This window comes from Methanoculleus sp. MH98A (assembly GCF_000691865.1).
GTDB lineage: Archaea > Halobacteriota > Methanomicrobia > Methanomicrobiales > Methanoculleaceae > Methanoculleus.
Window position 1 is genome coordinate 1 of sequence record NZ_JMIO01000047.1, and the last position, 25,789, is coordinate 25,789.

A 25,789-nucleotide genomic window follows, 5' to 3' on the forward strand; every position below is an offset into this window, starting at 1 on the left:
GGGAGGTCGTCGTCCCGAAGAATATCGATAGTATCGTGACGATCGGTTCCGTGCCGGTGCAGAACAGTTTCATGTTCATTATGGGGAAGGGGGATAAGATCGCTAATAACCTGCCCGACTCATTTATCAAACAAGGCAAGTGGAAGTACCAGTATGCGATCGAGCCCGGTCTAAAGAATAAGCCAACGATCCAACCAGCAGGCGGGGAGATCAATATCGAGGAGCTCATGAAGATCAACCCCGACGTTGTGTTTACCATGGAGAGGGGGCAAGTAGAAACACTCGAGAAGAACGATATCCCTGTCATTTACCTCTCCTGGACGGATGCCGAGGACGTGAAGGGCCTGATGAGAGTGCTCGGAGGGATCTTCGACGAGCAGGAGAGGGCTGAGAGATACGTCAGGTACTTCGACGAGGCCACCGCCCGCCCGGGTAAGGTCGTCGCATCCCTGCCGGACGACCAGCGGCCGAAGGTGCTGTTCTGCAACTACAACAGCATGTCGGCAGGCCTCAAGATAAGTGATTGGTGGATCGAGAAAGCCGGAGGCATAGCTGTCGCCAAGAACAAACGCGTTGCGGAGAGCATGACGTTCGATCTGGAGCAGTTACTCGCATGGGACCCCGACGTGATCATCCTCTTCAATCCCGAACAGACTGCCCCTGTTCGAAATGATACAAGGCTCAGCGGGGTAAGCGCGATAAAGAACGGGAACGTGTATGCGGCGCCCATGGGAGCACACTACTGGTGCCAGCGTACGAGCGAGACGCCGCTGATGGTGCTCTGGACGGCGAAGACGATCTACCCGGAGCAGTTCAAGGACCTCGATATGGAGGCTGAGGTCATAGCCTTCTACAAAGAGTTCTACAACTGCGACATAACGCGAGATCAGGCGGCAGAGATACTCAGCGGAACGGCATAAGCACCGCCGAATGTTCCGTGCCTCTAAATTCGCATAGAGGGAGTTGTTGCGGGTGAAAGAAAAACTACGGTCTGAAAAGCGCTCATAACGATATCACTCATAATACCGTGTTGCACAATCTCCAAGGATTTCCTCGCGGGTCTTCCTGCGGTGGCTTCGCTCGGGGTAAGGCCGTTCCCAACGTTCTTTCTTGGGCATGAAGGCCCGGAATGGACGACCGTCGTCATCACGTTTGCGGTTGGGCAACCTGAATATGCGACACGGCAGGCAGATCCCGTTTTTCAGCTGCAATCGAGGGCCGGAAGTCGTGGTCGTTCTGCTCTCTTCTGGATCAGAGGAGGGCCCCCTCACCCCTCCGGGCCGTAGCAGCGCCGGAGGATGACCGGGGTGCTCCTTGGCGCTCCGGCGGCTGTATCGGCAAAGAGCGCTGGAGGGGCGACGCGATCCCCCGGAACCGGCGCCGCCGTGATCGGGGAGAATGTCTGTGCTTCGCGCCACTCCCAGACGGCATCCATCACGGCGTCCGCCGTCGCCATGGCGCTCGCGGTCCCGACGTCCACCACGACAGGGTTCGTGATATTCCACCGTTCGACGACCGTATCGAGGAGCCTGCGCCGGACCGTCCAGACCATCGGCGGGTGCGGGTGCGCGGTCAACCGGTCGAGCTGCTCCGCCCAGACCGCACCCTGGAGCTCGAACCTCCCGACTTCGTCGATGACCACAAGGTCGGTCTCCCGCGGGTCCGGCGGCGCGAGCGCCCGGCGGCCGAACGCGAGCCCAACGGGGCGGAAGTAGAACCGGCCGTGAGCCTCGCACCGGGGATCGGGGTCGATCGAACAGAGTTCCTCGTGCTCCCCGGTGGCGAGGTCGACCAGGGTGAACCCGGACCTCCGCCCGTCCCGCAGGTGTCCGGGGGCGATGACCCCACGGACCCGGACGTTCAGCCCGACGATGAGCCCGAGAACCAGGTGCAGGAACGTCGTCTTGCACTGGCCCTGCCCGCCGGTGATGATGAAGACCGGCGCCCGGTGGTTCATTCGGGGAGCCCTCCGCTGCCGAAGATCGGATAGGGAGTGTTCGCTCCGGAGTACATGCATATATTTCCGGGCTAATCATATAAATCATTTTTACTTGCTGGTTTTGTTTATGGAATTTGGTTGACAGGGTGGGCCGGGGCCGCGGCTGCAGGGCCTCCCGGCATGCCGCCCTCCATCAGTATAAGTAGAAATGCGGGACAATACCATAACGGAGTTAATGATTATGGCAGAGACAAAAGTCGTGCTCCACACGACCATGGGGGACATCACGATCCGCCTCTACGACGACATGCCGGTGACCGCGGGGAACTTTGAGAAACTTGCAAAGTCCGGGTTCTACGACGGCACGATCCTGCACCGGGTGATCGCCAACTTCATGATCCAGGGCGGCGATCCCACCGGCACCGGGACGGGCGGACCGGGCTACACCATCACCGACGAGTTCGTGAAGGGCCACTCGAACAAGCGGGGAACGATCGCTATGGCGAACACCGGACGCCCGAACACCGGCGGCAGCCAGTTCTTCATCAACCTGGTGGACAACACCTACCTCGACTGGGACAACCCGCAGACGCCGAGCGCTCATCCGGTATTCGGGGAGGTGGTGGAAGGGATGGACGTCGTCGATAAGATCGGGAAGGTGAAGACGAACTCCGCCGATAAGCCGAAGGTCCCTGTCCGGATCGAGAAGGCGGAAGTCCTGAAGTGATGAACCAGAGCGGCGCCGGCCGCCGCGATCCGGCGGAGATCGAGGAGCGGATCGGCTATACCTTCAATGACCGCACACTTCTCGAGCGGGCGCTCACCCGCCTCGCCTACGCCCTGGAGGGGGGCCTTCCTGCGGACGCCCACATGGACGCCCTCGCCACCCTCGGCGATGCGGTCATCAACGTTGCCGTCGTGGAGGCGGTGGTCGCGGGCGGGGCGCACGACAAGGGCGCGATCAGCAACCGCAAAATGAACCTTGTGAACATGACCCGGCTCCGCGCTCTTGCAGAAGACCTCGTTCTCGCCGACTATGTCCGGTGGGGGAAGGGCGAGGCCGCCCAGAAGGTCTGGATCTCCGGCCGGGTCCTCGCCGAGTGCCTGGAAGCGCTCGTCGGCGCCGTCTACCTGGACGGCGGGATGGACGCGGCCGCGGGCGTGCTCCGGCGGCTCGGGCTTACGGAGAAGGCGTAACCCCTTCTTCTCTCTCCTCCCCCGGTGCCGGAACGCCGGCCGGCGGCCGCATCAGGAGCCAGGCGACGGCGAACCCCACGGCGGCGAGGGCCGCGACCCACGGGAAGACCCCGAGGTAGGTCCCGGTCGCCGTCCGGATGAATCCCGCGAGTTGCGGCCCGGCGATGGCGCCTGCGCCGTAGGCGAGGAAGACGACCCCGTAGCAGCGCGGGTAGTCGCACGTCCCGAAGTAGGACGCCGTCGCCGTCGGCGCGATGGCGAGCCAGCCCCCGAGGCATCCCCAGAGGACGGCGAACGCGACGATATAGGCGGGAACCCCCGGTGCGAGCCACATCAGGACGGATGCCGCCGCGATCAGCGCAAACGTCAGCATCGCCGTCTTCTGCGCCGACATCCGGTCGGCAAGCCCGCCGAACGCGGGCCGGCCCAGCCCGTTGAAGACGGCGAAGAACCCGACGAGGAGTGTCGCCAGCCCCGCATCAACCCCGGCGAGTTCGGTTCCGACCGGTTTCGCGATCGAGATCGCCATGAGCCCCGCGAGGCAGCCGACGAAGTAGCAGGCGAAGAGGCCGTAGAACGTCCCTGTCCGGAGCATCCCTCTCCGGTCGCACTCGCAGACCGGCGCCGTTCCGACCCCGGGCGCGGGAGGCGCCCATCCCGCCGGCCGCCAGCCCTCCGGCGGGAACCGGAGCGGCAGGGCTGAGAGGACCAGCACGGCGATCAGCGCGGCCCCGAAGACCTGAAACGTCGCCATCACCCCGTAGGCGGCGATCAGGGCTCCCGCGGCGTTCGCGGTGACGAAGGCCGAGAACCCGAACCCGAGCAGGGCGAGCCCGACGGCAAGCCCCCGCCGGTCCGGGAACCACCGGGCGGCCACGGCGACCGGCGCCCCGTAGGCGATCCCGACCCCGAGACCGCCGATCACGCCGTAGACGACGTAGAGGGCCTCGACCGACGTCGCCGTCGAGGCGAGGAGCCACCCGAGGCCGGTGAGGAGCCCGCCGACGACCGTCACCCTCCGCGGGCCGTAGCGCTCGATGTACTTCCCGGCGAGCGGCATCGCTATCGCGAAGAAGGCGAGGAAGACCGAGAACGGGAGGAGGACCTCCGCCGCCGTCACCTCCCGGCCGAGCGCCGCGGTGAAGTGCGCCGCAAGCGGCGCGACGAAGACGCTCCAGGAGTAGATGCTCCCGAGGCAGAGGTTGACGACGAGGCCGAGGGCGACGAGCCCCCATCGCCCCTTCTCCGCGGGCAGGCCGAAGATCGTTGGTGTGTCCGGCATGGGATCTACTCCTCGAGCGTTGAGATGTCGCCCGGGTCCATGCCGAGCTCGCGGGCTTTCAAGACCCGGCGCATGATCTTGCCGCTCCGGGTCTTGGGGAGCCGGTCCATGAACTCGAACTCGGCGGGGACCGCGACCGGCCCGAGGCTCTTTCTGACGTGCCGGGCGAGGTCGTCGGTGAGGCCGTCGCCGGAGTTCACCCCCACGCGGAGGGTGACGAACGCCTTGATGACGTTCCCTTTCAGGGAATCGGGTTTCCCGATGACCGCCGCCTCCGCCACCGCGTCGTGGGAGACGAGGGCGCTCTCGACCTCGGCCGTCCCGATGTTGTGCCCGGCGACGACGATCAGGTCGTCGGCCCGGCCGAGGACCATGATGTAGCCGTCCTCGTCCTTCACCGCGAGGTCGCCCGCGGTGTAGCACCCCGGGATGGTGTTCCAGTAGGTGCAGTAGCGCTCGTCGTTGCCGTGAACCGTCCGGAGCATCGCCGGCCAGGGTTCCCTGATGACCAGGAACCCGCCGGTGCCGGGCGGAACGGGTTTCCCCGTCCTGTCGACCACGTCCACGACGGCGCCCGGGATGGGCTTTCCGGCAAACCCCGGTTTCATCGCCTCGCCGATCATCGTGGTCACCATGTGCATCCCGGTCTCGGTCTGCCACCATGTATCCACGATCGGGCACCGCCCGCCGCCGATCGCGCGGTAGTACCACTCGAACGCCTCGGGGTTGAGCGGTTCGCCGACCGAGCCGAGGATGCGGAGCGACGAGAGGTTGTAACGGTTCGGCCACTCTTCGCCCACCCGCATGAACATCCGGATGGCGGTCGGGGCGGTGTAGAAGATCGTCACCCCCAGATCCTGGACCAGCCGCCAGTAGGCGCCGGGGTCGGGGTAGTCCGGCGTCCCTTCGGCGAGGACGACGGTCGTGCCGACCTCGAGCGGGCCGTAGACGATGTAACTGTGGCCGGTGATCCAGCCGGTGTCGGCGGTGCACCAGTAGACGTCGTTCTCCTTGACGTCGAAGACGTGGCGGGTGGTGTAGTAGGTTCCGACCGCATACCCGCCGCAGGTGTGCACGATGCCTTTCGGGGCGCCGGTCGAACCGCTGGTATACAGGATGAAGAGCGGGTCTTCCGAATCCATCGCCTCCGCCGGACAGTCGGGTGCGGCGCGGGCCACCAGATCGGCGTAATCGACCTCCCGGTCGGGGTCGAGTTCGACGGGGGGGGTCTCGCGCCGGAGGACGACGACCTTCTCGACGCCCGGGGTTTGGGCGAGCGCCTCGCTCGCGAGTCTGCGGAGCGGGACGGTCTTTCCCCGGCGGTAGCCGGCGTCCGCGGTGACGAGAACCTTCGCCTCGGCGTCGTTGATCCGCATCGCGAGCGCATCGGGCCCGAACCCGCCGAAGACCACCGAGTGGACGGCCCCGATCCGGGCGCAGGCGAGCATCGCGACGACCTGCTCGGGGACGAGCGGCATGTAGATGCAGACGCGGTCGCCCTTACCGACCCCGAGGGACCGGAGGCCGTTTGCAAGCCGCATCACCTCGCGGTGCAGGGCCTCGTAGGTGAGGATCCGCTTCTCTCCGCTCTCCCCGTGCCAGACGATCGCCGGCTTATCCTTCCGGCCCCCGGCGACGTGGCGGTCCAGGCAGCTCGTGGTGATGTTCAGTTTCCCGTTGACGAACCACTTCGCGTAGGGGTAGTTCCACTCCCTGACCCGGTCCCAGGGCTCGAACCAGTCGAGCTCGCGGGCGACCCGGTCCCAGAACCCTTCCGGGTCGCGCAGGAACTCGCTGTAGGCCTGCGTGTAGTCCGGCGTCCAGGCGGTCGCCTTGCACCGGGGGTCGGGGTAGTAGCACTTCTCTTCCAGTTTCACGGCGAACGACTCAGCCATGCTTCTCATTTCCGTTTTCATTCATCTTCCGGACCTCTCCGGCCCGTTATCGTGCTACCATGCATACCGGTCGCCGGCAGGCGGTGCCGGTCCCCGCGGGGGCGTGACCGTCGCAGACCTCTTCTCTGTACGGCCGCCCCAAATTTTACACGATTAATAATGTATAATTTGTGATAAACTTTGCGGTCGCCGGAACAAGTGGTGCACTCTTCACTCGGGTGCCTGGTGGTGCAAATGCCGCTGAAAGTCTTTTTTTCGTTCACGGGATGCTTTACGGCGAGAACAAGGATGCCGATGAAGACCGGACGAGGAGTACCTGGACAGGACGCCCTCCCCGGGAGGCGTCAGGTAAAAAAGGGTGAGATTAGACGACCAGGATCAGCGGTGCGAAGACCAGCGCGACCATGGACATCAGTTTCAGGAGAATGTTGATGGCGGGGCCCGAGGTGTCCTTGAAGGGATCACCCACGGTGTCGCCGACAACCGCTGCCTTGTGGGCCGGGGAGCCCTTGCCGCCGAGGTGGCCCTGCTCGATGTACTTCTTCGCGTTGTCCCAGGCTCCGCCGGAGTTCGCCATCGTGACGGCGAGGAGGAACCCGGCTGCAAGCGAGCCGACGAGCAGGCCGCCGAGCGCCTCGGTGCCGAGGACGAACCCGACTGCGAGCGGCGCGGCGACGGCGAGGACGCCGGGCAGGATCATCTCACGCAGCGCCGAGTTCGTGGAGATGGCGATGCAGGAGGCGTAGTCGGGCTCGGCCGTCCCCTCCATGAGGCCGGTGATCTCCTTGAACTGGCGGCGGACCTCGTGGACGATGCTGTATGCCGCCTTACCCACCGCCATCATCGTGATGGAGCAGAAGAGGAAGGGAAGCATCGCACCGATCAGGACACCGATGAAGACGTTCGGGACAGAGACGTCGATGACCGAGAGGCCGACCGCCTGAGTGTAGGCGGCGAAGAGGGCGAGCGCCGTCAGCGCCGCAGAGCCGATGGCGAACCCCTTGCCGATGGCGGCGGTGGTGTTCCCGACGGCGTCGAGCGTGTCGGTGATCTCGCGGACTTCGGGCTTCTGGTGGGACATCTCGGCGATACCGCCGGCGTTGTCGGCGACCGGGCCGTAGGCATCGACGGAGAGGGAGATTCCGAGTGTCGCGAGCATGCCGACGGCGGCGATGGCAATACCGAAGAGATCTGCGACCTGGTAGGCGATGAAGATCGCGACGGAGATGATCAGGACCGGCCAGATGGTGCTCTCCATCCCCTTTGCAAACCCTGTGATGATGGTGGTCGCGGCCCCGGTCTCGGTCGACTTGACGATGGCGAGGGTCGGGCTCCGGTCAAAGGAGGTGTAGAACTCGGTGATCAGGCCGATGGCGAACCCTGCGACGAGACCGGCGACGGTGGCGTAGAAGACCCCGATGTACTCCGCCCCGAGGAGCTGGGTCACGAGGAAGTAGGTGGCGGCGACCGTCACGACCATCGCGGCGAGCAAACCCTTATTGAAGGCCATGTGAATGGCGCTGCTCTCGGTCTTGTTCGTCCGCACAAAGAGCGAGCCGATGATGGACGCGACGATGCCGACCGCGGCGATCAGCAGCGGGAGGAGGATCACGTTCATGATCTCGGCGTTCGGGAACTGCGTGGCTGCGACGGCGACACCGAGAACCATCGCCGCGATGATCGAGCCGACGTAGGATTCGTAGAGGTCGGCACCCATGCCGGCGACGTCGCCGACGTTGTCACCGACGTTGTCGGCGATGACGGCAGGGTTGCGGGGGTCGTCCTCGGGGATGCCCGCCTCGACCTTGCCGACGAGGTCGGCACCGACGTCAGCGGCCTTGGTGAAGATACCGCCGCCGACACGGGCGAAGAGGGCGATCGAACTTGCACCGAGGCCGAAGCCGGTCACGATGGTGAGGACTTCAGCCTGGGGAAGCCCCGTTACGGTGCTGATGGTCACATACGCGATCGAGAGCCCGAGAAGCCCGAGCCCGACCACGGCCATGCCCATGACCGAACCGCTCGCAAACGAGACACGGAACGCATCGGCGATCCCGCGCCGTGCGGCGTTCGTCGTCCGGACGTTTGCGGCCGTGGCGGTGAACATGCCGATGTAGCCGGCAGTCGCCGAGAGCGCCGCACCGAGCACGAAGCAGGCTGCGGTGAGGGGGTTAATCCAGACGCCGAGGACGACGGCAAGGACAATAACAAATATAGCTATAGCGCGGTACTGTCTGTTCAGGTAGACCATTGCCCCTTCATGAATGGCGGCAGCAATCTTCTGCATCAGGTCGGTACCCATGCCCTCCCGCCTGATACTCATGTACGAGTACCCTGCGAACAGGAGAGCAAGAACGGCACCGATGGGTGCCAGATATACCAGATCCATCTCTCTGCATTCCTCCGGTTGTAGTACCATATACAGAGGAATTCAACATTTTTAAATATGTGGAAAAGATCCGGGGTATCCGGCGGTTATTCAGCTGAAATCGATCACTTCGGGCTGGAGCGTCTGGAGATCGACGACGAACGCACGTGCAGGTGTGGGGTGGATGTTCATCTGTTTCTGAAACGCTGTCTGAGCCTGCCAGGTTCCGGCATTCACCCCGAGCACGCCCCGGTAGCGGGTGATGCCGCAGATGTGGACGTGCCCCGTGAGGAGGATCTCGGGGAGCGGGTCGATGACGAGCCGGTCGGTCTTCATCGCGGCGATAGGTGTGCGCATCCCGTAGGGGGCGGCGAGCAGCCGGCGTTTGAGCATCTCATCCATGATCTCGCCGGGCCGCTCGTAACTCGCGCCCGGGATGAGCCCGATCATGTCGTCGATCGACCGGCCGTGGTACATCAGGACCCGGACGCCCTGGAGGTTTAAGAGGCAGGGGTTCTCGACGAGGGTGCAGTTTTCCGGGAACTTCGCGGTGAACTCCGGCGGGATCGCCGGCTGCGGCTCGGCCATCCTGACGACGTCGTGGTTCCCCGGTGCGGCGACGATCCGGATCCGGGAGGGCAGATCGCGGAGCATCTCCGCAAAGACGTCGTACTGCTCGTAGATGTTCTTGATCGTCAGTTCGTTCTCCTGGCCGGGGTAGATCCCGATCCCGTCGACGAGGTCGCCCGCGATCAGGAGGTAGCTGGCATCCGAGTCCTGGAGCCAGTCGGCGAACCGGTTCCATCCGTCTTCGAGGAAGGTGTCGCTTCCCACATGCACGTCGGAGATCAGGACCGCTTTGCCCTCCCGGTCGCTCTTGAACGGGGCGTTGTTGATGGGGACGTCCGGGCGGAAGAGGTGTTCGGCGAAGAAGAGGCCGCCGTCGCTTGAGAGTTTTCCATTGACCGCGAGCACCTCGTCGGGGAGGATCCGCTCCGCCTCCGCGAACGAGTCTTCCTTCCCTTTGTTGAAGAGCACCCGGATCGCCCCGGTGGGATCCTCCACCTCGACGAGCCGGTGCCCCTTTGCGGTCGTCCGGACGTCGGCCACCATCCCGATGATGCTGCACTCTTCGTCGCGGTAGCGGTGGGGCGACTTCACCAGCGCCTCGATCGGCATCGTGGTCATCCGGCTCCGGATCATCGAAGAGAGGCAGTTGTAGCGGTTCCGGAAGTAGTGGACGGCGTCCTCGTGACCGCTGACGCTCCCCGTGGTCCCGGCGCTCCCCATGATCACCTCGAGTTCCGGGTCGACCAGGAACCGCGTCCCGTCCCGGACTTTCTTGAGGCCCGGGATATGTTCGGGTAAGATGACCGGGATGCCGGCGGGGACCCCCGCCGCGGTCCGGTCGATGAGCGTCGGGTCGTTCTGCTCGCGGATGTAACTCACCACGTCGGGATGGACCTGACGTTTCAGCTCAAGGAACCGGCGTACGATCTCGGCGTTGGCGAGCATGGACTCCAAGATATTCTCCCCCCGGCAATATGGGTTTATCTTTTTCGTGTTTCACATCACGTCCGGGTGTCGCGGAGAACCTATGTATATGAAGGATAGCAATCTCTTTAGAACAGATGTCGGATACCACCTGGCTGCAGCGTGCAGCATCGGCCATGCGAGCGTTCCGGGAGAGCGACCGCCCGCTCGTCTCGCTCGCCCGCGACCTCCTCTGGGTCGTCGCGGTCGTGGGGGGTATCGCCCTTGTTCTCTACCTCTTCGCCGGCACCTGGCCGGCGGTGGTCACGATCGAGTCGGAGAGCATGGTCCCGAACATGAACGTCGGCGACCTGGTGCTCGTCGTCGACGAGGACCGGTTCGGTGGGCTCGCGACCTGGGCCGAGGGGCAGCGGACGGGTCAATCGTCGTTCGGTGACTACGGCAACGTGATCGTCTACCGCCCGAACGGCGCCGACTCCGTCCACCCGATCATCCATCGGGCGATGACCTACGTCGATACCGCCGCCGTAGTTGAGTCGGGGCTCGGGGCCTACTACGACGACCCGCACGGCGGCTACATCACCAGAGGCGACAACAACCCCTACACCGACCAGCCGAACCTCCGGATCTCCGGCGTCGGGGTTGTCGAGCCGGTGAAGAAGGAGTGGATCGTCGGCAAAGCCTTCTTCGCGGTGCCGCTCGTCGGCTACCTGCCCCTGCACCTCGCCGAGTTCGCAGTCGTCGTCATCCTGGTCATCCTCGTCCACGACTTTGTCCTTGCGCGCAAAAAAGAGAAAGAAGAATAAATCCGGGACTACAAGAGAGCTGTTTACGATGCCGTACTCGCTGCATACCCTGCTCGATGACACACTCGCCGGCCACCGGCTCACGGAAGAGGAGGCCGTCCGTCTCCTCTCGACGCGCGACCGGGGCATCTTCGCTATCGCCGCCGCTGCAGACGAACTCCGCGAGCGCAAGGTCGGCAACGTCGTCACCTACGTCCGCAACCAGAATATCCACGTCACCAACATCTGCAAGAACCTCTGCGGGTTCTGCGGCTTCGGGCGGCGGGCGGACGATCCGGAGGCGTTCTACGACGATACCGATGCGATCCGGGAGAAGGCCAGGACGGCCGCGGCGCGGAACGTCACCGAGATATGCCTCCTCTCCGGCGTCCACCCCGACTACAACCTCGACTCCTACGTCGACCTCATCTCCTGCGTGCACGAGGAGGCTCCCGGCACGGACATCCATACGGCAAGCCCCGACGAGATCGCCTGGGCGGCGAAACAGAGCGGCGTCTCGACGAAAGAGGCGATCGAGCGCCTGATCGATGCGGGTCTCGGAACCCTGCAGGGGACCGCGGCCGAGATCCTGGTCGACGACGTCCGGCGGGTGATCTGCCCGAACAAGTGCGACACGGCGACATGGGTCCGGATCATCACGGAGGCGCATCGTCTCGGGCTCCGCTCGACGGCGACGATCATGTACGGCTCCTCTGAGAGCGCGGGTGATCGCGCCCGGCACCTTGCAATTCTGCGCGAGATCCAGGATGAGACCGGTGGGTTCACCGAACTGGTCCCGCTCTCCTTCCTCCACGAGAACACGGCCCTCTACCGAAAAGGCCTCGCCCCCGCGGGCGCCACCGGCCGCGAAGACCTCCTCCTCTTTGCGGTCGCGCGGCTCTTCCTCGACAACTTCGACCACATCCAGATCTCCTGGGGCAAGGTCGGGACGAAGATGGCGGAGCTCGGGCTTCTTGCGGGCGGCGACGACCTCGGCGGGACGATGTTCTGCGACGACGTCAGCACGGATGCCGGCGGCGAGGGCGCCGACTACCTCGATCCGGCGGAGATGCGGCGGATCGCCGAAGATCTCGGCCGGACGCTCCGGCAGCGGACGACGACCTACGGGACGGTCTAACGGGAATTCACATCCGGTTCAGGGCCTCCCTCCCCGGCATCCCGATCTCGACGCGGCGCTGCACGGCGGGGAGGTTCACCGCCTTCACCTCGGCGTCCATCAGGCTGTCGAGGTTATCAAGGGTCGAATCCTCCGATGCGCCGACAATCGCCGCGGGAACCCCGGCGTTCGCGAGCGCCTCGATATCGAAACCGTCCGTCCCGATCATCCCCTCGTCGGTCACCCAGGTCATCAGGCTGGTGCTCCCGACCGGGATGACGTAGCCGTATGCGTCCTTGTAGCTGAGCCTTGTGCGCTGGTGGCACAGGATCTGTTGTGCCATGGGCGCCGGGATACCCCCGGAACTGATAAGTGTATGCACCACCGCCGGGCGCGCCCGAAGGTTCTTGTCCTGACCGGGCCAGATCAACGTATCCCACACGGGGAGACGGATGAAGTGTATGACGCCGCCACTGCGAGAGATGCTTGACGACGTGCTTGCCGGCCACCGGCTCACGGAGGAGGAGGCCGTCCGCCTCCTCTCGACGCGCGACCGGGGCGTCCTCGCTATCGCCGCCGCCGCGGACGAACTCCGCGAGCGCAAGGTCGGCAACGTCGTCACCTACGTCCGCAACCAGAACATCAACGTCACCAACATCTGCGTGAACGCCTGCGGGTTCTGCGGCTTCTCCCGCAAACCGGGCGACGCCGATACCTTCTTTTACGGCGAGGCAGCGGTGCGGGAGAAGGCGCGGGCGGCGCGCGAGCGCAATGTGACCGAAATCTGCACGGTGAGCGGGCTCCACCCGGAGTTCGACGCTCAATCCTACGCCGATATCTACTCCTGGATAAGGGACGAGGTTCCCGGGGTACATATCCACGCGAGCAACCCGATGGAGGTGGCGTATGCCGCGCAAAAGAGCGGCATCTCCACCCGGGAAGTGCTGGAGATGATGAGGGATGCGGGACTCGGGACGCTCTGCGGTACCGCGGCCGAGATCCTGGTCGACGATGTCCGGCGGGTAATCTGCCCGGACAAGGTCGATACGGCGACCTGGGTCCGGATCATCAAAGAGGCGCACGGTCTTGGGATCCGGTCGACGGCGACGATCATGTACGGCCACTGCGAGAGCGAGGCGGACCGCGCCCGGCATCTTAGCGTCCTCCGCGAGATCCAGGACGAGACCCGCGGGTTCACGGAGTTCGTACCCCTCTCGTTCATCCACCCGAATACTCCTCTCTACCGGGCGGGGCTCGCCCGGGCCGGGGCGACCGGCAGAGAGGATCTCCTGATGTTTGCGGTCTCACGGCTCTTTTTGGACAACTTCGATCACATTCAGGCTTCCTGGGTGAAGGTCGGGACGAAGATGGCGGGGATGGCGCTCCTTTCGGGTGCAAACGACCTCGGCGGGACGCTCTTTGAGGAGAGCATATCCCGGGAAGCGGGCGCCCGGGACACCGAGTACCTGGATCCGGCCGAGATGCGGCGGATGGCCGGGGATCTCGGCCGGGTGCTCCGGCAGCGGATGACGACCTATGCCCTTCTTGGCTGATCACCGGGAAGAGCCGGACGGTTTTCGCTCCGCTCCTTCCATTCCCGGAAAAATATAAATATCAGTGGATAGATCGTCCCTCCTCAACGTCGGCCGGATGCCGGCGATAGGGGGGAAAACGGTATGTTAGACGGTGGTCTTGTTGGCCTTGCAATCCTCTTCTTCGTACTGGCACTTATCTTCGCCATACTCGGGGCCCGGGGCATTGCAGGGATGTCGATGTCGGTTGCAAAGTGGCTGGTCATCATCTTCATCGTCCTTGCGATAATATCGCTATTGCTCTGATGATCTGATGGGGGATGTGGGGCGTTCGGCTGCGGCACCCTTTTTTCCGGCGGATCTGCCCCGTATCGCGGGATCCGGTTTTCAATCTTCGGGCCGGAGGTACCTGACGATCGTATCCGCGACCGCCCTGGCCTTCTTCATCGCCTGCGCGTCTTTGCGGATATCCCCCGGCGCGTAGCCCTTCCCGCAGACGTAGCCGAGATACGAGAACTCGTGGGTGTTCAAGAACCCCTCAATGGTCTCGAGGGAGCGCTCGCACCCCCGGTCGGCGCAGACGGCGACGGCGACGGCTCTCCTCCCCGAAAGCCTCCTGTCGTGGTAGAGAGAGTAGGTCCGGTCGATCAGGTTCTTCGTCTGGCCGTTGATGTCGTAGTAGTAGGTCGGGGCGCCGAGAACCAGCACCTCGCAGTCGATTATCTTCTCTGCAACAAGGCCCCAGTCGTCATCCTCTATCACGCACCACTTCGCGTCCTTGCAGGCTTCGCACCCGGTGCAGGGCCGGATATCCATATCGGCGAGCGTCAGATACTCGGTCTCGATGCCCGCCTCCCGCACCCCGTCGAGGATGGTGGTGACGAGCGTCGCGGTATTGCCGTTTTTGCGCATGCTTCCGGAGATACCGAGAACGTTCATACCCTATGCTGGTTCCCCTCGTTCTTGATTCTTGTGATCCGGGCATCCAGCTTGAGACTCCTGAACGCTGCGGCGACCTCAGGGACCGGGTCGCCGGAACGGTAAAAGAGATGGGAAGGGCAGGCGCAGTCGCTGCATCCGAACCCGGGAACGTACTCCCCGGAGACGGCACGGGCAAGATCGCACTCGCAGTCCCGGTCTGTCGCGGCGGTGACGACGGCGGCGGGAAGAAAATGCGGGTCGAGGAGGAGGTAGTCGATGTGCCACCGGGGAGGACGGTCGCGGCGGCGGGCGAGCTGCAGGTGCCGCCGAACCCGGGCGAGCCCGCCGCTCCCCCGGGCGGAGCCCACGTAGACGTGGCTGCCGGCGGCAAACTCCCTCTCCCCGAGAGCGCCGACCCGGACGACGCAATGGGAGTTTTCGAGGACGAGGGCGTAGACCCCTTTATCCATAGAACCGGAGCGCCTCCCGGGCGGCCGCGATATGCCTCCCGCCGCCCCGGGCGACGGGCTCGCCGTGGCCGGGGTAGAGCCCCTCGACATCGAGGGCGCTGAGGCGCTCGATGGATGCCGCGAGCGCCGTCCGGTCGCCGCCCGGGAAGTCGTAGCGCCCGAAGGACCCGCCGGTAAAGACGGTGTCTCCGGAGAAGAGCAATTTTTCCGCCTCATTGTAGAGGCAGATCCCGCCCGGGGTGTGCCCGGGGGTGTGGATCACGCGAAGGTTCCCTATCCGGTCGCCGTCGGCAAGAACGGTGTCGGGAACGATCCCGGGCGCGTGGGCCCCGAAGACCATCGAGAGGCTCCGGGAATCGTCGAGGAGGCCGGGCGCGTCCGCCTCGTGGATGCAGACGGCGGCACCACCGCAGAGTCGCGCGATCTCCGCAAGATGGGCGATGTGGTCGTAGTGAGCGTGGGTGAGAACGATCGTATCGATCGCGGCGGCGTACGGCTCCACTGCCATCGGGAGAACGCCCGCGTCGATAAGGACGTTTTCGTAAACGAACGAATTGGCGTAGGTCGCATTGCTCGCGATCCACCGGACTGGCATGCAGACTAATATGGCTTCCGGGCAAATGGTTCTTATGCATACCCTGATCTCCGCGTGCCTGCGCGGGGTTCCCCCTGAGGTGGAGACGATCGCCCGGGAAGAGGATCTCCCCCCCCACGCCGCCGCGCGGGCCGTCGCCCGCGGCCGGATAGTCATTCCCGCAAACCCCGCGAGACCGCACCGGCTCTGCGCCATCGGGGAGGGCTGCAGGGTGCGGGTCAACGTGAACGTCGGGACGTCGGGAACACGGTGCGACGAGGATCTCGAGGCCGAGAAGGCGAAGGCGGCCCTTCGGGAGGGGGCGGACGCGCTGATGGACCTCTCGACCGGCGGCGATCTCGTCCGCATCCGGCAGAGGATCCTGGAGCTCGATGCGCCGGTCGGTACCGTCCCGGTCTACGAGGCGGTCCGGCGGGCGGGGAGTGCCGCGGATGTCGACGCCGATCTGTTGTTCAAGGTGATCCGGGAGCACTGCCGGCAGGGCGTGGACTTCCTGACGCTGCACTGCGGCGTGAACCGCGACGCGCTCGCGTCGCTCAAGGCCGACCCCCGGACGATGGGCGTTGTTTCCCGGGGCGGGGCGTTCCACGTGGCGATGATGGCCGCGACGGGCGAGGAGAATCCCCTTTACGCGGAGTACGACTACCTGCTCGAGATCCTCAGCGAGCACAACGTCGTCGTGAGCCTCGGCGACGGGATGCGGCCGGGCGCGCTCGTGGACGCCGGCCGTCTTGCGAAGTCGACCGAGTACCTGGCGCTCGGGCATCTCGCGAAACGAGCGCTCGCCGCCGGGGTGCAGCGGATGATCGAGGGGCCGGGGCATATCCCGGCCGACCAGATCGGCTACAACGTCCGGATGATCAAGGAGCTGACCGACGGCGCTCCGCTCTACCTGCTCGGCCCGCTCGTCACCGACGTGGCGCCGGGCTACGACCACGTCGTGGGGGCGATCGGCGGCGCGATCGCCTGCATGAACGGCGCCGACTTCCTCTGCATGGTCTCGCCGAGCGAGCACCTGGCGCTGCCGGACGTCCGCGACATCGTGGAGGGGACGCGGGCGGCGAAGATCGCGGCGCACGTCGGGAGCCTCTCCCGTGCCGCCGCGCACACGAAGAACCGCGAGATCCGGATGGCGGAGGCGCGCCGGGCGCTCGACTGGGAGAAGCAGTTCGAGGCGGCGCTTGCTCCTGAGGAGGCCCGGCGGCTTCACGAGCGCGACGGTGACCTCGAGACCTGCTCGATGTGCGGGGATCTCTGCGCCGTGAAGATGGTGCGGGATCTCCTCCCGGTGCCGGAAGAGCGGATGGAGCCGTGAGAAGGAGCGACTGGCTGCGGAGCCGCACCGGAGCCGGGGTGTCCCGGATCGTGAAAACGTCTCCTCACTTCACCCCGGACCGCCCGCCAATCCAGGCGATGATCGCATCCCGGCTCCGGCGGTAGGCCGCGAGCACCCTGTCGGGGGTTCCGGTGGCCCGGCCCGGGTCCGGGAAGTCGACGTGGATCGTCTCCTTCGTCCAGGGAAACATCGGGCAGACGCCCCCTGCACAGAGTACAACCGCGTAGTCCATCTCTTTTCCGTCGAAGAGGGCGAGGTCCTTCGCCCGCTGCTTCGAGATGTCTATCCCGATCTCGTCCATCACCCGTACGGCAAGAGGGTCGAGAGCGGTGGGGGTGATCCCGGCGGAGCAGACTTCATAGCGGTCGCCGTAGCGGGCACGGAGGTAGCCCTCCGCCATCTGGGTCCGTGCGGCGTTGTTCGTGCCGATGAAGAGCACTCTCTGCTTCATACCCCTCCCTGCACGGCCGGGTGGAAAAAGGTTGCCGGCATATGCCGCTGGCTCACGCGATGCTACGAAACGTGCGGCGGGCACCCCCGGCCCGGCAGGAGAGAGGAGGTCTCAGGCGCGCCCTGCCCCGAGGATCCGGACCGCGAGCAGGGCGGCGTTCACGCCGTTGTCCACCCCGACGCAGGCCACCGGAACACCTTTCGGCATCTGGGCGATCGAGAGGAGGGCGTCGAGGCCCATCAGCGTCCCGCTCACCGGGACGCCGATCACCGGCCGCTTCGTCTTTGAGGCAATCACTCCCGGGAGGCCGCCGAGAGCCCGGCGATCGCGATGAAGACCCGTGCATCGCTCGCCTTCACGTACTCGTCCAGCCGCTCGGGGTCGCGGTGCGCCGAGATCACCTTGTAGTCGTAGGACACGCCATGTTCCTTCAGGGTCTCAAAGACTTTCTCCGCGACGGGGCCGTCCGAGGCGGAACCGCAGATAACCGTGACGTCTGCCATATCCAGCTTCAATTGCGCCCCGCCTCTTTTTCACCCTGTCGATATTGCACGGTGGTGAGGTTGATATGAAACCACATCCAAGTTCCTTGCAGGAACAGCGTCTGTCCTCGACGAGACGATACGGACTGATATCTTATGGAACACGAACCACTCCTGATGATCCCGGGCCCGGTACCCATTCCGCAGCGGGTACGCGCCGCCATGACGCGGCAGGCCATCAACCACCGCGGCCCCGAGTTCGGCGCCGCATACGCGGACACTGTCCGGACCTTAAAGACCCTATTCGGCACCGAAAACGAGCTCTATATTATCAGCGGCTCGGGAAGCGCCGGCATGGAGGCCGGCGTCGCGAACTTTGCGCGGGACAAACGAATCGTCTCGCTCGTTAACGGCAAGTTCGGCGACCGTTTTGCAAAGATCGGCGCACGCTACGGCACCGTCACCGCTCTCGAGTCCGGGTGGGGAACCCCGCTCGATCTCGCGGCACTCGAGCGGGAACTCGAGGCCGGGGCCGAGGTCGTCACCATGGTCCACAACGAGACGAGCGCGGGTATCAGGAACCCCGCACCCGAGGTCGGGAAACTCGCCCGGAAGCACGACGCGCTCTTCATCATGGACGGGGTCACCTCCATCGGCGGCGACGACGTCCGGATGGACGAATGGGGCGTCGATGTCGCTGTCGTCGGCTCGCAGAAGTGCCTCGCGGCTCCCGCGGGCCTTGCGGCCATCGCCGTCGGCGAGCGTGCCTGGGACCGGATCTCGGAGAAGCGCCCCTTCTACCTTGATCTGGCCGCCTACCGAAAGAGCGGAACGAAGGCCCCGATGGAGACCCCCTACACCCCGGCGGTCCCGCTCTTCCTCGCGCTCTGCGAGGCCTGCAAGATCATCGAGGAAGAAGGCGTCGATGCCCGGGTCGCCCGCCACCGCCGAATGACCGAAGCCGTCCGCGCCGCGGCGAAGGCTGGGGTGTCGAACTCTTCCCGACCCTCGACGAATACCACGCCTACTCGAACACCGTGACCGCGATGCGGCTCCCCGAAGGTGTCACCGACACGGATCTCCGGGGAACCGTCAAGCAGTTCGGCATCGAGATTGCCGGCGGCCAGGACCATCTCAAGGGCAAGATCTTCCGGATCGGCACCATGGGCGGCGTCGGGGCGCAGGAGATCCTCGCCACCCTCGCGGCCGTCCAGTTCGCCCTGAAAAAGTCCAACGTTGCGGCCGGCGACGGTGTCGAAGCCGCTGCCGGGGTGCTGCTCAGATGAAGATCGGGATCGCCGACACGACGTTCGCCCGGGTCGACATGGGCGGGATTGCCGCAGAAGAGATCCGCAGGCACGCGAGCGTCGGACTGGAACGCTACGTCGTCCCCGGGATCAAGGATCTCCCGGTGGCGTGCAAGAAGTTGATCGAGGAGCGCGGGTGCGACCTCGTGATGGCGCTCGGGATGCCCGGGGGAGCGGAGAAAGACAAGGTCTGCGCCCACGAGGCCTCCCAGGGCCTCATCCTCTGCCAGCTGATGACGAACAAACACGTCATCGAGGTCTTCGTCCACGAGGACGAGGCAAGGAACGCCAAAGAACTTGCCTGGCTGATGGAGCAGCGGACGAGGGAGCACGCGGCGAACGCCGTCCGGCTCGCGCTCCGCCCGAAGGAGCTTGAGAAGCTCGCCGGGACCGGCCAGCGGCAGGGGTTCGAGGACGTCGGGCCCGCACGCCCCTGATGAAAAAAGTGAGGATTATCAACAACCGGTGCGAGTAGTACCACAGGAAGGATTAACATGACGGTAAAACTTGGATTTGTCGTCGCGGAGTTCAACCGCGACATCACCTACATGATGGAGATCGAGGCCCGGGAACACGCCGGATTCCTCGACGCGGAAGTTGCCGATACGATCTACGTCCCCGGCGCCTACGATATGCCGCTCGCGATCAAGAAACTGCTCGAACGCGACGAGATCGACGCGGTCGTCACCATCGGCTGCGTCATCGAGGGCGCCACCCAGCACGACGAGATCGTCGTACAGCACGCGTCGCGTAAGATCATCGATCTCTCCCTCGATTACGGCAAGCCCGTCGCGCTGGGCATCTCCGGGCCGGGGATGACCCGGATGGAAGCAACCGAGCGCATCGACTACGCGAAGCGCGCCGTCGAATCGGCCGTGAAGATGGTCCAGCGGTTGGAATGAGGGGCCTCTCGGAGAAGATTGCGGCCATCGCCCCCTCCGCGACGATCGAGATCTCGAACGCGGCAAAGCGGATGGCGCAGGAGGGCGTCGACGTCATCAGCCTCTCCATCGGGGAGCCGGATTTCGATACCCCACTCCACATCAAGGACGCCTGCATCGATGCCCTCCGTCGCGGCGAGACGCATTACGCCCCGAGCACCGGGATACCGGCGTTGACGGCCGCGATAGCCGAGAAGGTCGCCCGCGAGAATAACGTCCCCGCAAAGCCGGACGAGGTGATCGTCACCTGCGGGGCGAAAGACGCCATCTATGAGGCGATGGAGGCCGTGCTGAACCCGGGAGACGAGGCACTTATCCTCGATCCGGCGTGGGTATCCTACGAGCCTGCGTGGAGCTTGCAGGCGCCGTCGCCCGGCACCACCCGCTCTCGACCGGGACCTTCCAGGTCGACGACACCCTTCTCGAGGCCGTCGGTTCCCGGACGAAGATGGTCGTGGTCAACTCCCCCTCGAACCCTTCCGGCGCGGTGCTGGATGCGGCCTCGCTCCGGCTCGTCGCCGATATCTGCCGTGACCACGACCTCTACGTGCTCTCCGACGAGATCTACGAGAACCTGGTCTACGGCAAGGAGCACGTCTCCCTCGCCTCGCTCGACGGTATGGCCGAGCGGACGATCACGATCAACGGGTTCTCGAAGGCCTACGCGATGACCGGGTGGCGGATCGGCTACGCGGTTGCTCCCCGCCCGATCCTCCGGCAGATGGAGAAGGTGCAGCAGCACACCATATCGCACCCGGCGACGTTTGCGATGTTCGGCGCCCTCGCCGCGCTCCGGGGCAGCCAGGACTGCGTGGAAGCGATGCGCCGCGAGTTCGAGCGCCGGCGAGACTACCTCATCCCGGCGCTCCGCGACCTCGGCTACGCCACCGCTCCGGCGGACGGGGCTTTCTACGCCTACGTGCAGGTCGACGGGGACGACATGGCGATCGCCCGGTCGTGGCTCCACGACGCCCATGTGGCGGTCACCCCGGGAACCGCGTTCGGCACTCCCGGCTGGCTCCGGCTCTCCTACGCGACCGCGATGGAGAACCTCGAAGAAGCGGTCGAACGAATAGCGCGGGTCTAAAGCCCTTTCTTTTTTTCCGAAATCCGTTCTCGCTGCCATGCCGGCAGGCGCTGCAGCCTCTCGTAGTATTTGGCCGCTTCGGCGGGACGGTCGAGACTGATGAGGGCCACCGCTTTCCCGTTGAGCGCTTCGATATTGTCGGGGCTCGCGGCGAGCGCCTGGTCGTAGCAGTCGAGCGCCTCCTCGCAGCGTTCCAGGATCACGAGTGCGTTCCCCATCGTGTTCCAGACCTCGACTCTCGAGGGATCGATCTCGAGCGCATGGGTGTAGCAGGTGACGGCTTCTCTGTACCGCGCAAGGACGAAGAGCGCGAGCCCTTTATTGTACCAGGCGTCCGCGTTCTCCGGGTGGGCCAGGAGTTCCTGGTCGTAGCAGACGAGCGCCTTGTCGTAATGCGACAGAACCGAGAGAACGCTCGCTTTGTTGTTCCAGACCCGGCGGTTCTCCGGGTCGATCTCGATCGCCCGCTCGTAGCAGACGAGCGCCTCCTCGTAGTGACCCAGGTGGTAGAGTGCGTTGCCGCAGTTGTTCCAGGCGACGGCGTTCTCGGGGTGCGCCCTGACCACGGCCCGATAGCAGTCGATCGCGGCCTCGCAGTCCCCGAGGGCGTAGTAACTCTCGCCCCGGTAGTATTCTGCGTCGGTGTGGTCGGCCTGGAGTTTGAGCGCCTGGCCCAGACACTCTATCGCGTCCCCGTAGCGCTTCAGGGTAAAGTAGAGCAGGCCCTTCTGGTACCAGATCTCCGCGTCGACGGCGTTCACCCGGAGCGCGCGGTCGAAGCAGGCGAGCGAGAGGTCGTAGCGCTTCAGCTTCTTCAGCACCGTGGCCTTGTGGTGCCAGATACCGGGATAATCGGGGTTGAGCCGGAACGCCCGCTCGTAGCAGTCGAGCGCCTCTTCGTAGTGTTCCAGGTTCTGCAGTGCCCGGCCCCGGTTGTACCAGATCTCCGCGTCGTCGGGACGGAGAGCGATCGCGCGGTCGAAGCACCCGATCGCCTCTTCGTATCGCTGGAGCGCCGAAAGCGCACACCCCCGGGTGTACCAGGTATCGACGTGGTTCGGGTCGATGGCGACGGCGCGGTCGTAGGATTCGAGCGCGTCCTCGTAGCGGGAGAGGAGGGTCTCGATGGTCCCCCTGGCATACCAGACGTTTGCGTTTTTTGGCTCGAGTGCGACCACCCGGTCGTAGCACTCGATCGCCGCCTCGTACCGGCGTTCGGCGGCAAGCGCCGTGCCGCGGGCGAGCCAGGCATCGACCCGGTTCGGTTCGAGCGCGACCACCCGGTCGTAGCACGCGATTGCCTCGGGGATAAGCCCGATCTTTCTGAGGGCGTGGCCCCGGACGAACCAGGCGTTCGCAGAGTCCGATGCGAGTCTCACCGCCTGGCCGCAGGAACCGATCGCCTCCCGGTACTCCCCGAGGTCGTAGAGCGCCTGCCCCCGGGCCAGCCAGAACCGGCCGCAGGCCGGGTCGATACTGATCGCCTGGTCGAAGCATTCGATTGCTTCCCGGTGGCTCCCGGCGCCAGCGAGGGCGAGCCCCCTGTAATACCAGGCGGCGCCGGCGCCGGCGCCGGCGCTCTGGTGAATGGCCCGGTCGTAGCACTCGACAGCCTGGTCGTACTGCCCCTGCTCGGCGTATGCCCGTCCTTTTTTGCACCAGGCCTCGGCGCTCTTCCAGGGGAGTTCCATTTCGTGAGAGGTAGCGCCACCGGGTAAAAAAGCGTTTCGATAGAGTTCGCAGGGATCTCTCTTGCCGGAGGAAAAACCCCGTTTCGCAGTCTCTCCTTCCCGGATCCGGGCCGGTCCGGTGCGCCGGATCGATTGGCAATATATACATGGTTCGGGATCCAAACCGGAAATCACGGTATCCCTGGTGGGCCGGATGAGCATGAGAAAGAGGATGCGCGATACCCCGAACCGCGATCGTCCGCGCGAGAGACTGGCGACACGAGGACCGCAGGCGCTCACCGATGCCGAACTGCTCGCCCTTCTCCTCGGGCGGGGCACGAAGGAACGGGACGTCTGGCAGGTCGCGGGTGACGTCGAACGCTATCTGGAGCATGCCAGGGGCGATCTCTCTTATGATGACCTTCTCGCGATAGACGGGATCGGCTCGGCGAAAGCCTGCGAGATCATGGCCTGCTTCGAACTGGGGCGGCGGTATCTCGGAGGCGACGGCGTCTCCGGGCACCGGATCGCCCGTCCCGAGGACGTGCTCCCGCTGGTTGAGAAGTGGCGGGACAAAAAGCAGGAGTACTTCATTTGCATCACCTTAAACGGTGCCGGCGAGGTGATCGAGCGCCGGGTGGTCACCGTCGGCATCCTGAACCAGAGCCTCGTCCACCCCCGGGAGGTCTTCTCCGAGGCGATCACCGACCGTGCGGCCTCGGTCATCCTGGTCCATAACCATCCTTCGGGCACGCTCGAGCCCTCCACCCAGGACATCGGGATCACCCGGCAGCTCGTCGAGGCCGGGTCGATCCTCGGTATTCGGGTGCTCGACCACATCATCGTCACGAAGAACGGCCACGCGAGCTTGAAGGAGCTCGGGCACCTGTAACGGCGGGGACGTAATCGATACAGATCACGGTTGACGTGCCGGCGGCGCGTGCGAGGATCGCCATGCGGTACGGGGTCCGGGGACGAACCGCCCCCGTCCCCCGCTTTGAGCCGGACCCTGTCGGAGGATCCCGGAAATCCGGTGAATATCCCCGCATTCGGCATCACTATCCTGAAAAAAGTTTATACCTTCCCATCGGCCAAGAGTATACGAGGCGTACTTACCATGGATACTGGATTTCTCCGGGTGTTGCTCGATCCCGGGCGGTTTTTCGAGGCGCGGATGCAGGACAGGCCGAGCCTGAAGATACCGGCGCTGATCGCGCTCGCCGTCGGGCTGATCGGTGCGGTCTCGGTCATACCGATGATGGATCTAACCATGGCCATGCTTCCCGCGGAGATGCAGGGTCTCGGGGTGTTCATGACGATCATCTTCGCAGCCATTGCCTTCGCCGGCGGGTTCCTGGGCTGGATCATCTACGGTTTCGTCTTCCACCTCGTCTCGATGATCTTCAAGGGCCAGGGCCCCCTCGAGCGGACGATGGAGTTCACCGGCTACGGGCTTCTGCCCCAGGTATTCGGGGGTATCATCGGGACCTACTTCTCCTACCAGCTCCTCTCGGGCCTGAACGTCCCGCCCATGACAAACCCCGAACAGATCGCGGAGTTCTCCGAGGAACTGGTGAGCGTTCTCGCGACCGATCCTCTGGCGCAGATCGCCGGGATCGTGACCATCCTCTTCACGATCTGGAGTGCGAACATCTGGATCTTCGGTATGAAGTACGCGCGGAACCTCTCCACGCGGGACGCGGTTCTCACCGTCGGGATACCCGTGGGGCTTTATATCCTCTATCTGCTCATCACACTTGCCGGATGGCTGTAACATGAAACCACTCAACGTTTTGATTATATCACTCCTCTGTGCCGCGATAGCCCTCGTTGCACCGGTTAGCGCCGCTCCTGCGGACGTCACGGTGGTCTCCTCCTCGCTCGACCCCTCGGTCCTGATGAAGGGGGATACCGCGACGCTGACGGTGGTGGTCCAGAACAACGGCGCCGAACCGGTCGCGATCCGGAACGCCCGGCTCTACGGCGCGGAGGTCGTGCCGTTGAGCGATCCCTACCCCTCGGTCGGGGAGCTCGGGGCCGGGAACAGCAAGACGTTCACCTTCACCGTCCAGGCGGGCCGCCGGGAGGGGACGTTCTACCCGACGTTCGTGCTCGACTTCCGGGACGGTGCCGGCAGCCTGCGCTACCCGGTCCCGGTCCAGGTCGAGGATACCCCGCTCAGCGCGTCGGTAATCAGCAAACCGGACGCCTTCGCCGCGTCGCGGACGGCCGACATCACCGTCCGGGTGGGCAACCCGCGGCCGAACGCCGCCTCGGGCGTCCAGGTGATTCCGCAGGGGAGCGGGTTTTCCGTCACCCCGACCGGCGGGTTCATCGGGGCGCTCGCCCCCGACGCCTCCGGGACGGTCACGTTCAACCTGACGCCCACTGCGGAAACGGACGTCACGTTCCGGGTGGTCTGGCGCAACGGGATCAACACCCATACTACGGATCTGATGCTGCCGGTTGCGTTCGGCGAGGACAAGAAGCAGGCCGACCCCGTCATCACCAACGTCGAGGTCACGCCGATCGCCGGGGGCTACCGGATCGTGGGCGACGTCATGAACGCCGGCCTCGAGTCCGCCCGGTCGGTGCTGGTCACCCCCGGCGCACCCGCGACGCCCATCGACCCGTTCCGGGTCTACGTCGTCGGGACGCTTGATTCCGACGACATCTCGTCGTTTGAGGTGACGTTCACGACCGACGGAACCGTGGAGGAGATCCCGGTCGTCGTCGAGTACCGGGACGACGACGGGAACCGCTACACGTCGACGCGGATGGTCGGGCTCGGTAGCGCACCCGCACCCATCGACGAGCAGCGGGAAGACGGCGGGTTCCCGGTTGTCGGGCTCATTGTCGTGGTGCTGGTCGCGCTCGGGATCGCCGGGGCAATCTACTACTCGTGGAAGCGGACGTAACG

Annotated in this window: 24 protein-coding genes and 3 pseudogenes; 15 read left to right on the forward strand and 12 right to left on the reverse strand. The window is 64.9% G+C overall.

Annotation, left to right across the window (positions count from 1 at the left end):
* On the forward strand, positions 1-920 hold a 920-nt coding region (locus tag EI28_RS07340), incomplete at its 5' end, for an ABC transporter substrate-binding protein (RefSeq protein WP_048113917.1).
* A gap of 347 nt (positions 921-1,267) precedes the next feature.
* Here EI28_RS07340 and EI28_RS07345 read toward each other — a convergent pair.
* Positions 1,268-1,957: a nucleoside-triphosphatase gene (locus EI28_RS07345; RefSeq protein ID WP_048113919.1), complete on the reverse strand. Its 690-nt coding sequence runs from the start codon at positions 1,955-1,957 to the stop codon at positions 1,268-1,270.
* A 223-nt stretch (positions 1,958-2,180) separates the two neighbouring features.
* Here EI28_RS07345 and EI28_RS07350 point away from each other — a divergent pair, with 223 nt between their 5' ends.
* Positions 2,181-2,666 (forward strand): peptidylprolyl isomerase, encoded by a 486-nt coding sequence (locus tag EI28_RS07350; RefSeq protein ID WP_048113921.1) that lies wholly within the window; start codon positions 2,181-2,183, stop codon positions 2,664-2,666.
* Entirely contained in the window at positions 2,666-3,136 is a 471-nt protein-coding gene (locus EI28_RS07355) for a ribonuclease III domain-containing protein (RefSeq protein ID WP_048113923.1), read from the forward strand. Before EI28_RS07350 ends, EI28_RS07355 begins: the two co-directional genes overlap by 1 nt.
* Here EI28_RS07355 and EI28_RS07360 read toward each other — a convergent pair.
* The 4 genes from EI28_RS07360 to EI28_RS07375 all read right to left on the reverse strand — a co-directional run bounded on the left by EI28_RS07360 (position 3,120) and on the right by EI28_RS07375 (position 10,196).
* The gene (locus tag EI28_RS07360; protein ID WP_048113925.1) at positions 3,120-4,418 is read right to left on the reverse strand and encodes an OFA family MFS transporter; all 1,299 of its coding nucleotides are present in this window, start codon (positions 4,416-4,418) and stop codon (positions 3,120-3,122) included. The genes EI28_RS07355 and EI28_RS07360 overlap by 17 nt on opposite strands.
* A 5-nt stretch (positions 4,419-4,423) precedes the next feature.
* The gene (gene acs, locus EI28_RS07365) at positions 4,424-6,313 is read right to left on the reverse strand and encodes an acetate--CoA ligase (RefSeq protein WP_048113927.1); all 1,890 of its coding nucleotides are present in this window, start codon (positions 6,311-6,313) and stop codon (positions 4,424-4,426) included.
* A 364-nt stretch (positions 6,314-6,677) separates the two neighbouring features.
* Complete coding sequence (locus tag EI28_RS07370) at positions 6,678-8,702, reverse strand: sodium-translocating pyrophosphatase (protein WP_048113929.1); 2,025 nt, start codon at positions 8,700-8,702, stop codon at positions 6,678-6,680.
* 90 nt (positions 8,703-8,792) lie between these two features.
* The gene (locus EI28_RS07375; protein WP_048113931.1) at positions 8,793-10,196 is read right to left on the reverse strand and encodes a DNA-directed DNA polymerase II small subunit; all 1,404 of its coding nucleotides are present in this window, start codon (positions 10,194-10,196) and stop codon (positions 8,793-8,795) included.
* Positions 10,197-10,312: 116 nt separating this feature from the next.
* On the opposite strand from EI28_RS07375, the gene EI28_RS07380 reads away from it, so the two are divergent.
* Positions 10,313-10,981, forward strand: a complete 669-nt coding sequence (locus EI28_RS07380; RefSeq protein ID WP_048113933.1) for a S26 family signal peptidase — start codon at positions 10,313-10,315, stop codon at positions 10,979-10,981.
* A 28-nt stretch (positions 10,982-11,009) separates the two neighbouring features.
* A complete protein-coding gene (cofH, locus tag EI28_RS07385; RefSeq protein ID WP_048113935.1) occupies positions 11,010-12,098 on the forward strand; it encodes a 5-amino-6-(D-ribitylamino)uracil--L-tyrosine 4-hydroxyphenyl transferase CofH in 1,089 nt (362 codons plus the stop codon).
* A 7-nt stretch (positions 12,099-12,105) separates the two neighbouring features.
* On the opposite strand, the gene EI28_RS07390 is transcribed toward cofH (EI28_RS07385), so the two are convergent.
* Complete coding sequence (locus EI28_RS07390; RefSeq protein ID WP_048113937.1) at positions 12,106-12,420, reverse strand: YunC family protein; 315 nt, start codon at positions 12,418-12,420, stop codon at positions 12,106-12,108.
* A 109-nt stretch (positions 12,421-12,529) separates the two neighbouring features.
* Between EI28_RS07390 and cofH (EI28_RS07395) the strand changes: the two genes are divergently transcribed.
* Together cofH (EI28_RS07395) and EI28_RS13480 are read left to right on the forward strand one after the other, a co-directional pair.
* The gene (gene cofH, locus EI28_RS07395) at positions 12,530-13,630 is read left to right on the forward strand and encodes a 5-amino-6-(D-ribitylamino)uracil--L-tyrosine 4-hydroxyphenyl transferase CofH (protein ID WP_082223117.1); all 1,101 of its coding nucleotides are present in this window, start codon (positions 12,530-12,532) and stop codon (positions 13,628-13,630) included.
* 123 nt (positions 13,631-13,753) lie between these two features.
* Positions 13,754-13,915, forward strand: coding sequence for a DUF1328 domain-containing protein (locus EI28_RS13480; protein ID WP_048113941.1), 162 nt, complete (start codon positions 13,754-13,756; stop codon positions 13,913-13,915).
* Between the two features lie 81 nt (positions 13,916-13,996).
* Here EI28_RS13480 and EI28_RS07405 read toward each other — a convergent pair whose 3' ends face one another.
* The 3 genes from EI28_RS07405 to EI28_RS07415 are packed head-to-tail and all read right to left on the reverse strand — an operon-like array spanning position 13,997 to position 15,595.
* Positions 13,997-14,548: a flavodoxin family protein gene (locus EI28_RS07405; RefSeq protein ID WP_048113943.1), complete on the reverse strand. Its 552-nt coding sequence runs from the start codon at positions 14,546-14,548 to the stop codon at positions 13,997-13,999.
* Complete coding sequence (locus tag EI28_RS07410) at positions 14,545-15,000, reverse strand: DUF123 domain-containing protein (protein WP_048113945.1); 456 nt, start codon at positions 14,998-15,000, stop codon at positions 14,545-14,547. Before EI28_RS07410 ends, EI28_RS07405 begins: the two co-directional genes overlap by 4 nt.
* On the reverse strand, positions 14,993-15,595 hold the full coding sequence (locus EI28_RS07415; RefSeq protein WP_048113947.1) for an MBL fold metallo-hydrolase: 603 nt from the start codon (positions 15,593-15,595) through the stop codon (positions 14,993-14,995). Before EI28_RS07415 ends, EI28_RS07410 begins: the two co-directional genes overlap by 8 nt.
* A 25-nt stretch (positions 15,596-15,620) precedes the next feature.
* Here EI28_RS07415 and thiC point away from each other — a divergent pair, with 25 nt between their 5' ends.
* The gene (gene thiC, locus EI28_RS07420; RefSeq protein ID WP_155937303.1) at positions 15,621-16,910 is read left to right on the forward strand and encodes a phosphomethylpyrimidine synthase ThiC; all 1,290 of its coding nucleotides are present in this window, start codon (positions 15,621-15,623) and stop codon (positions 16,908-16,910) included.
* A 64-nt stretch (positions 16,911-16,974) separates the two neighbouring features.
* Here the strand turns inward: thiC and EI28_RS07425 are convergent, their stop codons facing one another.
* Positions 16,975-17,382 (reverse strand): arsenate reductase ArsC, encoded by a 408-nt coding sequence (locus EI28_RS07425; RefSeq protein ID WP_048113949.1) that lies wholly within the window; start codon positions 17,380-17,382, stop codon positions 16,975-16,977.
* Positions 17,383-17,493: 111 nt separating this feature from the next.
* A pseudogene (purE, locus tag EI28_RS07430) lies at positions 17,494-17,885 on the reverse strand (5-(carboxyamino)imidazole ribonucleotide mutase).
* A gap of 135 nt (positions 17,886-18,020) precedes the next feature.
* On the opposite strand from purE, the pseudogene EI28_RS07435 reads away from it, so the two are divergent.
* The 4 genes and pseudogenes from EI28_RS07435 (at position 18,021) to EI28_RS07450 (ending at position 21,199) form a co-directional block, all read left to right on the forward strand.
* A pseudogene (locus tag EI28_RS07435) lies at positions 18,021-19,150 on the forward strand (pyridoxal-phosphate-dependent aminotransferase family protein).
* Positions 19,147-19,608, forward strand: coding sequence for a riboflavin synthase (gene ribC, locus EI28_RS07440; protein WP_048113951.1), 462 nt, complete (start codon positions 19,147-19,149; stop codon positions 19,606-19,608). Before EI28_RS07435 ends, ribC begins: the two are co-directional and overlap by 4 nt.
* A gap of 57 nt (positions 19,609-19,665) precedes the next feature.
* A complete protein-coding gene (gene ribH / locus EI28_RS07445; RefSeq protein WP_048113953.1) occupies positions 19,666-20,073 on the forward strand; it encodes a 6,7-dimethyl-8-ribityllumazine synthase in 408 nt (135 codons plus the stop codon).
* Positions 20,070-21,199: pseudogene (locus tag EI28_RS07450) on the forward strand (pyridoxal phosphate-dependent aminotransferase). The gene ribH and the pseudogene EI28_RS07450 overlap by 4 nt, the downstream one beginning before the upstream one ends.
* Here EI28_RS07450 and EI28_RS07455 read toward each other — a convergent pair.
* Positions 21,196-22,890 carry a tetratricopeptide repeat protein gene (locus tag EI28_RS07455; protein ID WP_048113955.1) on the reverse strand — a complete coding sequence of 565 codons (1,695 nt, stop codon included), beginning with the start codon at positions 22,888-22,890 and terminating at the stop codon, positions 21,196-21,198. The pseudogene EI28_RS07450 and the gene EI28_RS07455 overlap by 4 nt on opposite strands.
* 199 nt (positions 22,891-23,089) lie before the next feature.
* Here EI28_RS07455 and radC point away from each other — a divergent pair, with 199 nt between their 5' ends.
* The 3 genes from radC (at position 23,090) to EI28_RS07470 (ending at position 25,787) form a co-directional block, all read left to right on the forward strand.
* On the forward strand, positions 23,090-23,761 hold the full coding sequence (gene radC, locus EI28_RS07460; protein ID WP_082223122.1) for a DNA repair protein RadC: 672 nt from the start codon (positions 23,090-23,092) through the stop codon (positions 23,759-23,761).
* Between the two features lie 225 nt (positions 23,762-23,986).
* Positions 23,987-24,643, forward strand: coding sequence for a Yip1 family protein (locus tag EI28_RS07465; protein ID WP_048113959.1), 657 nt, complete (start codon positions 23,987-23,989; stop codon positions 24,641-24,643).
* Between the two features lies 1 nt (position 24,644).
* Positions 24,645-25,787 (forward strand): COG1361 S-layer family protein, encoded by a 1,143-nt coding sequence (locus tag EI28_RS07470; protein ID WP_048113961.1) that lies wholly within the window; start codon positions 24,645-24,647, stop codon positions 25,785-25,787.
* Positions 25,788-25,789 lie beyond the last annotated feature (2 nt).

Bases quoted from the DNA above. Each gene is read 5' to 3' on its own strand.
- cofH (WP_048113935.1), top strand. From the start codon at position 11,010: ATGCCGTACTCGCTGCATACCCTGCTCGATGACACACTCGCCGGCCAC.
- cofH (WP_082223117.1), top strand. From the start codon at position 12,530: ATGAAGTGTATGACGCCGCCACTGCGAGAGATGCTTGACGACGTGCTT.
- EI28_RS07380 (WP_048113933.1), top strand. From the start codon at position 10,313: ATGTCGGATACCACCTGGCTGCAGCGTGCAGCATCGGCCATGCGAGCG.
- EI28_RS07375 (WP_048113931.1), bottom strand. From the start codon at position 10,196: ATGCTCGCCAACGCCGAGATCGTACGCCGGTTCCTTGAGCTGAAACGT.
- acs (WP_048113927.1), bottom strand. From the start codon at position 6,313: ATGGCTGAGTCGTTCGCCGTGAAACTGGAAGAGAAGTGCTACTACCCC.
- EI28_RS07465 (WP_048113959.1), top strand. From the start codon at position 23,987: ATGGATACTGGATTTCTCCGGGTGTTGCTCGATCCCGGGCGGTTTTTC.
- EI28_RS07345 (WP_048113919.1), bottom strand. From the start codon at position 1,957: ATGAACCACCGGGCGCCGGTCTTCATCATCACCGGCGGGCAGGGCCAG.
- EI28_RS07370 (WP_048113929.1), bottom strand. From the start codon at position 8,702: ATGGATCTGGTATATCTGGCACCCATCGGTGCCGTTCTTGCTCTCCTG.
- EI28_RS07455 (WP_048113955.1), bottom strand. From the start codon at position 22,890: ATGGAACTCCCCTGGAAGAGCGCCGAGGCCTGGTGCAAAAAAGGACGG.
- thiC (WP_155937303.1), top strand. From the start codon at position 15,621: ATGGTTCTTATGCATACCCTGATCTCCGCGTGCCTGCGCGGGGTTCCC.
- EI28_RS07415 (WP_048113947.1), bottom strand. From the start codon at position 15,595: ATGCCAGTCCGGTGGATCGCGAGCAATGCGACCTACGCCAATTCGTTC.
- radC (WP_082223122.1), top strand. From the start codon at position 23,090: ATGAGAAAGAGGATGCGCGATACCCCGAACCGCGATCGTCCGCGCGAG.
- EI28_RS07425 (WP_048113949.1), bottom strand. From the start codon at position 17,382: ATGAAGCAGAGAGTGCTCTTCATCGGCACGAACAACGCCGCACGGACC.
- EI28_RS13480 (WP_048113941.1), top strand. From the start codon at position 13,754: ATGTTAGACGGTGGTCTTGTTGGCCTTGCAATCCTCTTCTTCGTACTG.
- ribH (WP_048113953.1), top strand. From the start codon at position 19,666: ATGACGGTAAAACTTGGATTTGTCGTCGCGGAGTTCAACCGCGACATC.
- EI28_RS07350 (WP_048113921.1), top strand. From the start codon at position 2,181: ATGGCAGAGACAAAAGTCGTGCTCCACACGACCATGGGGGACATCACG.
- EI28_RS07390 (WP_048113937.1), bottom strand. From the start codon at position 12,420: ATGGCACAACAGATCCTGTGCCACCAGCGCACAAGGCTCAGCTACAAG.
- EI28_RS07470 (WP_048113961.1), top strand. From the start codon at position 24,645: ATGAAACCACTCAACGTTTTGATTATATCACTCCTCTGTGCCGCGATA.
- EI28_RS07355 (WP_048113923.1), top strand. From the start codon at position 2,666: ATGAACCAGAGCGGCGCCGGCCGCCGCGATCCGGCGGAGATCGAGGAG.
- ribC (WP_048113951.1), top strand. From the start codon at position 19,147: ATGAAGATCGGGATCGCCGACACGACGTTCGCCCGGGTCGACATGGGC.
- EI28_RS07410 (WP_048113945.1), bottom strand. From the start codon at position 15,000: ATGGATAAAGGGGTCTACGCCCTCGTCCTCGAAAACTCCCATTGCGTC.
- EI28_RS07405 (WP_048113943.1), bottom strand. From the start codon at position 14,548: ATGAACGTTCTCGGTATCTCCGGAAGCATGCGCAAAAACGGCAATACC.
- EI28_RS07360 (WP_048113925.1), bottom strand. From the start codon at position 4,418: ATGCCGGACACACCAACGATCTTCGGCCTGCCCGCGGAGAAGGGGCGA.